The sequence below is a fragment of the Pseudomonadota bacterium genome (genome assembly GCA_026390555.1).
Taxonomy (GTDB): Bacteria; Bdellovibrionota_C; UBA2361; order UBA2361; family OMII01; genus OMII01.
The window spans coordinates 34752-46982 of sequence record JAPLFS010000021.1 but is presented as its reverse complement, the minus strand read 5'-3'; the positions used below and the strand labels follow the sequence as shown (position 1 = coordinate 46982).

Below are 12231 nucleotides of genomic sequence, written 5' to 3'. Positions count from 1 at the left end.
CGTAACCCAACCTCCTCCTGTACGGTACTGACCGCATAGAGGCCGACAGAGAGCTTCTTTGATGAGCATACCCGTAGGGTCTCCATTGCAACGAACAATCCGACCTTATCATCTAGACCTGGGGCACAGATTAGGCCGTTCCCAAGCTCAAGGATGGCGAGTTGAAATGTAGCGCAATCTCCGATTGAAACCTTCTTTTCGGCCTCCTTTCTATTCTTTGCGCCGATATCGATCCAGATCTTCTCCATGTCGTTCTTCTGGCGCTCGCGCTCCTCAGTGGTCTGAGAATGAATCGGCTTTCTGCCAACTATGCCATCGACTGGACCCTTTTCGGAGTGGATGGTTATGCGCGCCCCGTACAACACCCCGATGTCGACACCCCCCAGGGCAGAGACATAGATGTAGCCCTCAGTTGAGATATGGCGCACCATTAATCCGATCTGATCGCAGTGCCCAGCCAACATTATCTTGCGCTCAGCTTTGGGATTAAGGGCAACTATAACGTTCCCATGTAGATCGGTTTCAATTGAATCCGCATAACGCTTCATACGCTCCCGTACTATCCTCTGAACAGGTTGTTCAAAACCGGAGGGGGAGGGAGTAAGGAGTAGTTGGTGGAGAAAGTCTTTTGAGTCCATGGGCCTTGTCTGAATCGTAAGGTAAAGTAGGATGAATCACCAGACCCCGTTTGCGTCTCTAGTTTGCACCGGATGTCTTACGGTATTTAGATGCAGCGCAGCAGTTTTTCGGCGCATAATCGGGTGCTATCGTATATGAATTATATTTCCCCAAAAAAGCTTAAGGAGTTGGACCGACTGCTTATAATAGAGCTTTCAAAAAGAGTCTCAAAAACGGCGCTTAAGGTAGATACCTTAGCGCTCACGATAGAGAGCCCCAGGGAGCTTAGGAAGCTGACCGCAACGTTAGATAAAGCCGGCACCTTTAAGATCCGGTGTGAACGGCATAACTGGCAAGATCTTGATGGGGAGCGCACCACCCTTACCATAGCGCGCGCGGCAAGCACCGATATGTGGCCGATGGGCACGCATTACTGGGTCAGGGATAACGCCATTATCGGAGCACGGCTCCTAAGCAGTAGTAATCAAAAGATAGCAATGCAAGGTAAGAGAGTGCTTTTCTCGGCACTTACCTTTATCTCTTCCGTTAGCCAGTTAAAGCGTTTTGAGGGGATAGTTAGGTCGCAATCGGAGGCCTTTAGAACGGAGGCCGCCAATTGGCCCTATATCTTTGCCGCTGTTTCAAACAATCTGAACGCGGCACAGATTGAGGGCTGGGCGCATAAGCAGGACGCCTGGCAGATCTTGGCTTGGCATGTGCTTGAAGCAATTGAGCAGGGGCGTATATCGCTGAGTGAGTTAAGCGCAAAACAGCGCCGTTTTCTTGGGCTTATTATCCCCTTTCTTGCGCAGATTAAATTCTGGAAAAGCGAGAATAGCGGCTCGTGGGAGGAGATCCCTGCCGTTCGAAGCTCCGTCAGAGCATGGGAGCACAGATTAATCGTTAAACTCGCCGAGCTCTCAATACGGAGGGGCTTTTCATTTATTAGGCGTGAGTTTCTAAAGCAGCGCGCATATCTTGACCGCCGCTATGCTGCGCTATCCCTGCTTGAAGCCGTAACCTTTATGGAGGGTAGGGTCATTAAGGAGATGATCTCAGACCTGCCGCATGAATCGCCCCAGTATAAGCCTAGCGATGCGCGATATCGGAGAGCCGATGGAGCCCTGATCTATCTACTGCAACTTGATTACCCTAATTTCCTAGCCTCTCGGAGCGGCCGAGATAGTAAGTGGGCCCTGCAGATTGAGGCGCAGCTTCTGCGCGCCGTCCTTACCCTAGAGGACGCGAGCTCTGGAGGAATTGCGCGCTATCAAAATGATTCGTACCAACGCAGAGGATTTTTTAGGTACAGTACGGTTTCAAAGCTTCAGGAGCTGTATGGGGCGCCCTCGGGTGATGCCAGTAGCCACTTCGTTGGCCGAGGTAGGGTAGTTCCAAGGGGTCGCAAGGCTGCTTGGACGCACTTTGTCTGGCAACTCGCCGCTTGGGCGGGCGAGCGTTACCTAGCAACACGGGTATCCCGCTATCGTGTGCTGCACAACCGCTTCTTTAAGCAGGGGCTAGCGCTTCTGACAGGAAAGGGGGAGGTCTCTATCGAACAGGATTCTAAGGGGGCTCTACGGGTAATTGCACTACCACCCCTTAGAATGCCGGAATGTTGGATCTCTGATCTTGGTCCAAAGGGTAAGGAGCTTATCTTTCCATCTCCCCATACCCCACTCAACTGGGCGGTCGCCGAGATGTCTGAGGCTTTTAGAATTCGCAAGGCTATCCTTGGCGCTACTGAAAGAGTGGCGCTACGCTAAGAAGTTCGCAACTATTCACCCGGACAGATCCGTGCGTGTTAGCCCCTATCAAGGGGCGAGTTTGCGGAGCAAACTGGGGTGGGAGCAATAACTATTCACCCTAAAATGAGCGTCCCCGATCAGGGGACATCAAGAAAGGATGTTTCTAGGTGGTAACTGCGGGACCAAATCCGTTTCACCAGCGACAAGCTTATACTGGGGTGAATAGTTACAGAAGCTCGCTATGCGACACGGTGCTTTTTGCGCTATCCTGCTTAGACGACCGCAGTAAGTGTACATAGATTCTAGAGAGTATAGAGCAGCAGCATGTCAGCAGAAGAACCTCAGACAACACCGCAAACCACAGCAAAGATAGTTATAGATAGGGTTGCAGAGCGAGCTAATAGACTAGCCAAGCTTGAAGCCTTTAAGGTAGCCGGTGTGCATCCATACCCAGCCAGGTTCGATAAAACAACCGATCTTAAGCAGGCTAGGGAGATGGGCGAGAACGAAGTGCTCTGCTCTGCTGGTCGAATCGTACTCTTCAGGCAGATGGGGAGCATCACCTTTGCGCACATACAGGATTTCAGCGGCAGGATGCAGGTGATCTTTAAGAAGGACACACTAGGAGAGGAGCTCTATAAGCTGATAACAAAGAATCACGATCTCGGAGACTTCGTTGGAGTGGATGGTACGATCTTCACCACCAAGACCGGCGAGAAATCTATTCTAGTTAAGGAGTGGACCTTTCTTGGAAAAGCGCTTCTTCCACCCCCGGATAAGTTTCATGGCGTAAAGGATCGCGAGCTGCTCTACCGTCAGCGCTACCTTGATCTGATGGCTAATGAGGAGACCCGCGCCCGCTTTGCGCTCCGTGCCGATTTTTTACGGGGCCTGCGCGAGTTCTACTGGCAGGAGGGGTTTGTTGAGGCTGAAACCTCGACCCTCATGCATCAGGCAACGGGGGCCGCCGCGCGTCCATACCGCACCCATAACAACGCGCTTGATATAGATCTAGTTCTGCGGATCTCGCACGAGCTGCCCCTTAAGGAGCTAGTTGTAGGGGGGTTCGAGAAGGTATTTGAGATGGGCAAGGTCTTTAGAAATGAGGGGCATGATCCATCACACCTACCTGAGCATACCCATCTTGAACACTACGCAGCGTATTGGAACTTTGAGGATAATATTCGCTTTACCGAACGGATGTTTGACTATCTCTTTACGCGTCTTAACTTATCGCGGCGAATGATGCTTAAGGATCGCGATGGTAATGAGCATGAGGTTGATTGGAGCACCCCTTGGCCGAGGGTAAACTACGTTGATCTGATCAATAAAGACTCCGGTCTAGATATTATGTCGTTCACCTCTGCCGATGAGCTACGGAGCGCGATCCGTAGCCGTGGTATTGAGTTCGAGGGGATGAAGATAATGGGTCTGACGACCCTGATTGATAACCTCTACAAGAAGGTTTCACGACCTAAGATTATCCAACCAACGATCCTGTTTAACTATCCAAAGATCTTACAACCGCTAGCGCGAGTTAGCGATCAGAATCAAAGTTTCGTCGATCAGTTTCAGCTCGTTGTGAACGGTTGGGAGATCGTAAAGGCCTACTCAGAGCTAGTTGATCCGCTCGACCAGCGTGAGCGTTTCGTTCAGCAGTCGCTGGCAAAGAGCGCAGGGGACGAAGAGGCGATGGAGGTTGATGAGGCGTATCTGATCGCTATGGAGCACGGCATGCCGCCCATTAGCGGCTGGGGCCTGGGAGTTGATAGGGTGCTGGCACTGCTAACTGGGCAGGAGAATCTGCGCGACGTAATCCTCTTCCCACTTATGAGACCTGAATAACAAAGAGAGGTCATGGTGGAGGACGCAAGGAGCATAAGTGAGCTTGAGGCCTTAGGGGTGCTGGAAGCACCCGCCATGATCCTGCTTGTAAAGCCGACTGCCCCATATGCAATCGGGCGCAGGTGGGGCGCATTTGACTCCCTTGGACTCCGCGCTATTGATGACCTCTGGGTTCCCGAGCGTGCGCCAGATCAGAGAATGGAGCGTAGAATTATTGCATTTTCATCTGAGCCCTCATATTCAGCCCCCCTTGAGATGTCTGCCCTTCCTATGTCGATAGCGCTTGAGCGCATCTTCTTTCATATTCAGGAGATCTCAAGCGTCGTAATCAATCCAAGCGCTACTGTGGAGGGGCTCTCCGTACTGCAGACTGGCATGGATTACTCATTACCAGACGATCTAGTAGGGGGGGCCGTAGAGATCTCTCGTGCTGAGATTCCGGTGTTTATCGGCTCACTCTCGCTTGGCAAGAAGCGCATCAGCGATCCTCTAGCACGGGCCGAGCGTGCCCTTAAAAATGGTGCGCTGTTTGAGGCCTATTATCTCGCTCGTAAGGTGCGTGAGCAGGGGGTCGGCGATATTGAGAGGGCCTGGTTCGTAGAATTAATGAGCCTCAGTTTTTTTGGTCTCCCAGAGCAGACCCTTGCGGCTTATGAGCAGTATCCGGATCGGGGTGGGGCCTCGCCGCACGCGCTACTCCTCTCTGCACGTTATCGTATGCTGCTTAAGCAGCTAAATGAGGCACGCACGATCCTTCATACCCTGAGCTTTAATGAGGAGGTCGGTGCCATGGCGGCCTGCGAGCTAGCGCGCTCCTATAACGGAAGTGGGGATTTTGGCAGGGCTATAGATGCGGCAAGCTTGGCTATTCAGAAGGACGCAAACTATCCTGAATCGTACCTTGTGCGCGGTGTGGCGTACCGCGGGGTTGCCTACCCCAGTGGCGATGAAGATGGGTTGCGGGAGGCCCTAAAAAACTTTGAAATAACAGCTAAAAAGGGCAGCTTCGGCTCGGCAGAGGCCTCTTTTCATGCCGGTACCGTGCTGGGGCGCTTAGGGGCGCTCGAGGCAGCAGAGACCTCACTTAGACAATCGCTTTTTCAACGCGATAGATTCTCTGCTAGGGATGCTTTGGTACGGGTACTCTGCGCGTCAAATAAGATCGTGGATGCTAATGAGGAGCTCTTGATCCTTACAGAGTTAGCTCCAGCAGCCTCACAGCCATTACGCACGGAGATCGAAGCTCATCTTCAAAAAAGTTTAAAAACTAGCCCAGTGGAACTCGGTATAGAGCGACAGAGTGTAGAGCAAGAGGGGGGCGATCTTTGCGTTAAGGATCTATGGAGCGAGGCACCTGAGGCTGCTGTTAATGCAGCACGCGCAGTAGTTGAGTCATGGAAGCTTCCGTTGTTTGGTACGATCGAGGACTTCGCTATACTTGATGATTTTATCAATAGATTTGCGCCAGCAGGGGATTTTCCTACGCAAGGTGCATGGGCGGCTTTGGGGCAGATTGATAACGCAACCGTTGCGCGGGTACTAGCGCTCTACCTAGCGCAGATAGTTGTTGATGCTGGTGCTGGAACATGGACAGCGCCCTTCCATAAGCAGGCAGCAATTACATTCTCTCATAACTCCACGAGGCTTCCGATCGAGGCTTTTATGCACGATAGAATATTGCTTGGGGCGAGTGGAGATAACTTCTCAGCACTTGAGTCGATCGTTACTGAGCTGCAGAGCGCCAAGGATCTATTGAACGCTGCGGCTTTACCACAGTGGTGGGTTACGGCAACTGCTGAACAGGTTGCGGAGTTTAAAATAGAGGCAGCAGCTGGTCGCCGTAAGCTGAGCGAGATGGGAGCAGTATTGCGAGGAACTCTAGCTGATTTTGAAGAGCTTGATAGGATTATAGATGCATGTTTTGACCCAGGCGGAACGGTCAAACCGGGGATGGAGACGGTGGTTGGAGATGATGTCGATCGCTTTATCCTAGGAGCTGCGATGCTAATGGGGGAGGTCATGTCTGGGGTGGTCGAGATGACCTGGTGTAGCCACAATCAGCCCGAGGGAATATCGCTCTATCATGTTGGGCTCGGTAGGATCTTTCCGGTTTCTAAGATACAGCGACGTGTTTACTTAGCCACTGCCGCGGACTTTAGCGCGCGGCTAGGTAGTGGCGCCTTCGGTGTTGCTGCCATTGCGGCGCAGGAGGGGATCAGATCTGGCAGATATCTGCACGCCGATCAGGTAAAGGATGCTCTCATAGCCCTGGTGCCCTCCCTAAAAGAGTTCTCTGATGCCGAATTAGAGGGGGTGGTCGGTGCTTTGATTAGAAATACGCAACTATTCACCTGAGGATAAACGTTTCCTCACCGATAAGTGTGGGTACATTAGATGGAAAACCCCTGCGCGGTAACGTGCGCCGCTTCCCTTTACCTGCTCCCGCTCTGATACCGGATAACCCTTAAAAACTAGCTTTGACAGTATGGCCGCAAAGTTGCTCAAAAGACTCGTAGGAATTTTAAGTACGCTCCGATCAACAAGGCTCCACGCTTTCAACTGAGGAGGACCAACTCGCACCAACTCGCACCAAATCGCACTGTAAGGTGAAGGAACTTTACTTTGTTTAAAACATCCTCCTACTCGCCAGTGACTACGCTATATCACTCCAAAGATTTCGCCTCTAAAATTTGACAAAGCTTGTCAAGTTCCTCTGACCGACGACCGGCAGACTGGTTGTTAAACAGCCTCCATTTCACATGAAAACCTTTGGAAATCGAGTCAAGGATAGAGATAACAAGGGGAAGCTCTTCACCTAAAAGCTCAGAGGGATTGTGATCTTGCAGGGCGTCTCGCAGGGTATGCACACACTCAGCGACTCCCCGAGGAAGTCCTGCCATCTGAAGCGCTGAGCAACCTGCCCCTATCGCTTTACTCGCGTGTACTCCATTTTCAAAAAAGTATGCTTGTAATCCGTGAAGATGCGACAAATGTCGTAATATTCGAGTCAGATAGGGACGCACCTCTTTGTCGGATACCGAAATAAGCCGATCGATCGATTCTCCACTAGTCTCATTCAGGACCTCCCTCGTAATACCGAATTCTTTCTCGAGGGCATACTCGATATGTTTGGTCGCTTGAATTGCGAATCCAATAGCGGTTTGCTCTTGCTTCACCGGGTCGTGCCGCAAATTCATAATTTGGTCGGGCTTAATCTGTCCGGCAATTATGGCAAATTTTTCCAATCGTGCGAGATCGAGTGGAGAGAGAGCCACCGCTCTCACAAACAGTTGAGCAGCGCGGTCAAATTCTTCAGGCTTTGGTGCGTATGCCATCCATCCGACCGTCTCAAGTGACAATGATACAGCTTCTCGAATTTCGAGGGGAATCACATTATTAAAATCCTCGGCGCGCTTTGTTCGAATGTCGCCAAAGGTTGGCAAGCCGCAATGTCGAAGAATAGACCACGCAAGGGTTATTGCCGCAGCTTCCTGCGTCACATCAATAGTTTCTAAGCTCAATAGAGCGCTGAGCTCGAGATGTAGCTCCGCGATTCGAGGCGGCCCGAGGCAGGCCCGGTTAAATACTGACTCATCACTAGGCCAGCCATGTGCTCCTTTCTGCCCTTCCTGAAATTTGTTGCTATCAGTCAACATAGGAGAGGTTTAACGTAGAGATATTCCTTATGGCGAGCACCATATCCCTTTGAACTGAGCCGCTAATGTGAGGCGCTTTTTTATCATCCAAAGCTGACAAGGCTATAATAAGCGATCACTCCAGAGAGGAGCAAAAGCACTAGCGAGGGTACCCGCCGAAACACTCGTGTCCCAGCTCGGATATGAACGATCTGAGCACAACCCATGAGAACAGCGATTCCAAGAGCCCCCAGAACAGGAATGTGTAGATCCTGCTCTCCAAACAAGAGCATTGCCGCGAACGTTAGCTTTAGAATCCCCGTGAGATCTCGTAGCCACGCTGGAAGACCATACTCCTCAAACTCTTTGATGATGTTTTTGTAGCGCACAACCCACACAAAAAAGATTGAGGCCGCGATGAGAATCTTTAACGCTAAAATAATGGTATTCATGTAGTGCCTATACTATTACTGGCGCTATCAGGTTAAGATAGGTCCATAAGAGAGATTCTAAACGTCTCTCTTGCGGTTGACAATAAGGCATCTTAGCCTCAGAGCAGTAGTGGCCTGCGGACACATCACTCGGGTCTCGAGACTGTCATCTCAAGTCGATTGACAATCCATACACTAAGGACCGTCAAACATGCCCTCAATCGATCTACTGACTTTCGTACTCATTGTCTCATTCCTCGGATATGGAAGCGTTTGTCTGTTCGCGGAGGCTATGGAGCATGAGTTTAAGCGATGGGGAGTCCCCCACTTGCGATACATTACAGGGTCGTTAGAGGTGCTTGGGGCGTTAGGGCTCGTTTGTGGGCAGTGGTTCCCATGGTTAGGGATTTTTTCCGCTGCTGGACTCTCATTACTAATGATTTGCGGCATATTCGTGCGGATTCGCATTAGAGATTCGTTTTTACAAACACTTCCGGCGGTATTATTTTTGCTCGTCTCGGTGCTTGTAACATGGGGCCTCGTGACCTCTCAGAGATAGTTTCAAAAAAGATGAAATTTACTAAAAGAGTGATGCTACTCCCTTTTTCACTTGGTCCTTATTTCTGAATCCTAATCCAATTCAAACACCACCCAAACCAGACCCTAGCAAAAGGATAGGAAGGTCGATTCACATTTGGTAAGTATTTGCTTAGAGGTGCAGAGTGGTTCCCGTGAGGATTTTGTAGAGCTTGGTCGCGGCCGCCGCACTTCTAGCCTAATTATGGTGCTTGTTTGGTGAGGGAGTGGGATGTAATTCGCCCAAAAAAAGAGCGATAGATACATCACAGCAGCAGGTCCGAGAGAGTGGCTTCGGAATATTGAGCAGCATTAGGCGAGCGACCTCCCTGTAACCTAATACTGCGCGCAGACCGTAGTGGACGTTAGCCACTATTAAAGTTGGTGTCGAAGTTTGCAGGAGAAGAACGCACAATTGAGGACCCCGCAGTTAGCACTATTTACGGAGCGGTTGCGGGCACGGCTCTGAAAACTACGATCTGCTTTGATGCTCTGTTCACTCTGTGTACATACGTTGACTTTGTTGCCGTGAATTGAGTTTTTCTCGTTGCCATCAATGCGTTTTGGTTGAAATTATCGGTAGGTACAGCCAAAGCTGACGCAGTTCCCGTGCCTTTAATGCCGCTAAAAGTATATTCGTACAAGTTATACACTACGCCGGTCGTTAGCCCACTTAGTGTGGCTTGGAGGGTAAAGGGCTTCATGGAGTATTTTGGCGCCGTATTCGTGCAGCTTGAGCCGTCTTGGGCGGAGCCGATCATGCTGTTTTCGTACTGCCATCCAGCCTTTGGGTCCTTAGGATTGGCTTTACCGTTTGTGTAGGTAGCTTTCGGGATCGTTATCTTAATGGGCACGAGGTAGGGGCCTCCACTGGAGTTATCGATCGCGCCGGACACGGAGAACCCGTAGTTGTGCCCAGAGATGGTAACATAACTATCCTCACCATCTCCTCCGTTAATAGTATCCGTTGGAAAGACCCCTGGGACTATAATTGAATACGCTTGAGCTGAATTTAGATTGGCTTCTTCGCGGGTGCCAGAGAGCGAGTCGAACGCATACCCAAAAATATAAGGGGTACAACGGGTATTGTCGCGACCAGCGCCCAGGGGGATCGCTGGATTTACGTCGGCAGGCGTATCCCCGTCAAGGTTGTACAAACCGTGGTCGTCAAAATACAAAACATCATCCCCGTAATAAGAGCTGTCTAACGGGGAGTGGTTAGTTCCAATCGCAGTTACTGAAACGATATGATCATACTGAGGATCGTCTGCTCCTTGAACCAGAACTCCTATGGTGACCTGATGGCCCGCTATAACCTCACTTTTTATCCATGATAGGTAGTCTTGATAGCCCGCAATTCCGATATTTGCGGTCTTAAAACCGGTTAGGTAAGGGTACGTGGTTCCTGCTAATCTCGCGTTGGCTAAACACCTCGGCGCGTTAGCGTACTCATACGTACCGGTCACGCCTGTTCCTGGAGTTTCCAATAACAGTTGGGCATTGTGGTGGGGCTGATTATCGTGTGATTTACACCATCCGCGAGGTCCGGATTGTGACAGGCCCGTTCCGCAAATTAGACGAGCGTTAAACTGAGACATCCACTGTCCGTGGTTTAATCCTGCTTGGATCATGGATACCTCTCCGCAGTATCCGTTGTTGCTTTGCCACTGATAGAATGGAACGACAGCTTGCGCTGGGTATACCATGAATTGGGTCGACGGAGGCTTCGTCCCATCGAGGCGGTTTTGAGTACAATTCTGTTCCGCCGCCTGGCACAACGTTGTGGCAGTGAGAGTGCTAAGAGTTAGGAGTAATAGGGTTGAGAATCTCATGGGTATGATACCTTCCTAGGCCTTTCGTTACTATGGTAATTGGTGCTACTGCTATATAGAGTAAAAAAACGCTTTCGTCCCGATATTTTAAGAGGGAAAATGAATTCAGGCTTTAGTCGGCGGCACTTTCTTCGTTCCGCTGGATCTATCCTTCTTCTCGCTCGGCTGGGCTCGACTGTAAAGTCCTTTGCACAGGGAGAGCGTGTGCTGGTACTTGGTGCCGGCATGGCTGGTATCTCAGCAGCGCGAACGCTTGCTGATGTGGGGTGCTCTGTGACGGTGTTAGAGGCTCGTGACGTCGCCGGAGGGCGTATTCGTACGGATACGTCACTCGGAGCACCGGTCGATCTCGGCGCATCATTTATTCATGGCACAAAAGGTAATCCGCTCGTAGCTCTCGCAAGTCAATTCGGAGCGGCAACGTACGATATAGATCAAGGGGAAGATCTGTACGTCAATGCAGCAGGGGGCGCCGTTTCGACGGCGGTTATGAATCAAGCGGAGCGCGAATACAATGCCGCTTTAAAGCGGATGTTGGCGATTCAAGAGGGGCTTAGTCAGGATAGATCTATAGGAAGTGTCAGTAGCCCTCTCATCAAACGAATTCGACAACGTCGAGGGCTAGCAATTGGCGATATGGTAAACTTTTTAGTCAGATCCGAGATTGGGATAGAGTTTGGAGCGGATCTCAATCAGATGTCACTGAAGTACTTCGATCAAGATGAGGCGTTCAGTGGTTCTGACCTCCTTCTGAAACCGGGCTATATAAGCCTTATTGATGGGCTCGCTCAGGGGCTTGATATTCGCTTCAATCAGTTGGTAAGAGGCATATCCTGGTCTTCATCCGGCGTTCGCGTTACCACGGAGTCCGGAGTCTTTGACGCCGATAGGGCGATCATAACCCTTCCTCTCGGTGTTCTGAAACGTGAAGACATAGAGTTTTCTCCCGGTCTACCAACGGCAAAAGTAAACGCTCTCGCAAAGCTTAGGATGGGAGTGCTCGACAAGACGTACTTCAAGTTTCCGAGCGCTTTTTGGCAGACGCGCGAGGACAGCATTGGATTCATCGGAAACGTTGGAGCTAAATCGTCAACTCAGATTCCGGAATACTACACATTAGATCAAGCTTTAGGGGTGCCGATCTTATTTGGGTTTACGGCAGGCGCTCAGGCTCGACGGTTCGAGCAACTCGATCTCTCGACTATCAGCGCGGCCTCGATGGCTTCATTCCGAAAGATCTTTGGAAGTTCGGTTCCCGAGCCCGAGGCTGTCATGCAGACGCGGTGGAGTTCAGATCCTTATAGCTATGGGTCTTATTCCTATATTTCGGTGGGCGCAAAAACCGAATACTACGATACGCTCGCGCGACCGATCGATAATCGAGTCTTCTTTGCTGGTGAAGCGACTCACCGCAGATATCCGGGAACGGTGCACGGTGCGTACCTGTCTGGTATTCGCGAAGCGAACCTGGTCGTGAAGAGCCTTTCGTAAAAAACTCGAGCAGAACGCGGATGAGTTCTCATGAAGTAGTGCTGGTATTTATACT

8 protein-coding genes are annotated in these 12231 nt (G+C 50.8%); 4 read left to right on the top strand and 4 right to left on the bottom strand.

Translation table 11 applies throughout. The annotated features are described in order from the left end of the window. Positions 1 to 638, bottom strand: a 638-nt coding sequence (locus tag NTV65_02125; GenBank protein ID MCX6113999.1) for a M42 family peptidase, incomplete at its 3' end; no start/stop codon positions are given. A gap of 135 nt (positions 639 to 773) precedes the next feature. On the opposite strand from NTV65_02125, the gene NTV65_02120 reads away from it, so the two are divergent. From NTV65_02120 to NTV65_02110, 3 genes are all read left to right on the top strand, one after another. Then, positions 774 to 2384, top strand: coding sequence for a hypothetical protein (locus tag NTV65_02120; GenBank protein MCX6113998.1), 1611 nt, complete (start codon positions 774 to 776; stop codon positions 2382 to 2384). 306 nt (positions 2385 to 2690) lie between these two features. Beyond that, on the top strand, positions 2691 to 4211 hold the full coding sequence (gene lysS, locus NTV65_02115) for a lysine--tRNA ligase (protein ID MCX6113997.1): 1521 nt from the start codon (positions 2691 to 2693) through the stop codon (positions 4209 to 4211). A gap of 12 nt (positions 4212 to 4223) precedes the next feature. Further along, on the top strand, positions 4224 to 6566 hold the full coding sequence (locus NTV65_02110; GenBank protein MCX6113996.1) for a tetratricopeptide repeat protein: 2343 nt from the start codon (positions 4224 to 4226) through the stop codon (positions 6564 to 6566). A 308-nt stretch (positions 6567 to 6874) separates the two neighbouring features. On the opposite strand, the gene NTV65_02105 is transcribed toward NTV65_02110, so the two are convergent. The 3 genes from NTV65_02105 to NTV65_02095 form a co-directional block, all read right to left on the bottom strand. Further along, a complete protein-coding gene (locus NTV65_02105; protein ID MCX6113995.1) occupies positions 6875 to 7867 on the bottom strand; it encodes a hypothetical protein in 993 nt (330 codons plus the stop codon). A gap of 83 nt (positions 7868 to 7950) precedes the next feature. Beyond that, positions 7951 to 8298, bottom strand: a complete 348-nt coding sequence (locus NTV65_02100; protein MCX6113994.1) for a DoxX family protein — start codon at positions 8296 to 8298, stop codon at positions 7951 to 7953. A 995-nt stretch (positions 8299 to 9293) separates the two neighbouring features. Beyond that, positions 9294 to 10319: a hypothetical protein gene (locus NTV65_02095; protein MCX6113993.1), complete on the bottom strand. Its 1026-nt coding sequence runs from the start codon at positions 10317 to 10319 to the stop codon at positions 9294 to 9296. A 465-nt stretch (positions 10320 to 10784) separates the two neighbouring features. Between NTV65_02095 and NTV65_02090 the strand changes: the two genes are divergently transcribed. Next, on the top strand, positions 10785 to 12176 hold the full coding sequence (locus tag NTV65_02090) for an FAD-dependent oxidoreductase (protein MCX6113992.1): 1392 nt from the start codon (positions 10785 to 10787) through the stop codon (positions 12174 to 12176). Positions 12177 to 12231: the final 55 nt, after the last annotated feature.

Bases quoted from the DNA above. Each gene is read 5' to 3' on its own strand.
- NTV65_02120 (MCX6113998.1), top strand. From the start codon at position 774: ATGAATTATATTTCCCCAAAAAAGCTTAAGGAGTTGGACCGACTGCTT.
- lysS (MCX6113997.1), top strand. From the start codon at position 2,691: ATGTCAGCAGAAGAACCTCAGACAACACCGCAAACCACAGCAAAGATA.
- NTV65_02110 (MCX6113996.1), top strand. From the start codon at position 4,224: ATGGTGGAGGACGCAAGGAGCATAAGTGAGCTTGAGGCCTTAGGGGTG.
- NTV65_02105 (MCX6113995.1), bottom strand. From the start codon at position 7,867: ATGTTGACTGATAGCAACAAATTTCAGGAAGGGCAGAAAGGAGCACAT.
- NTV65_02100 (MCX6113994.1), bottom strand. From the start codon at position 8,298: ATGAATACCATTATTTTAGCGTTAAAGATTCTCATCGCGGCCTCAATC.
- NTV65_02090 (MCX6113992.1), top strand. From the start codon at position 10,785: ATGAATTCAGGCTTTAGTCGGCGGCACTTTCTTCGTTCCGCTGGATCT.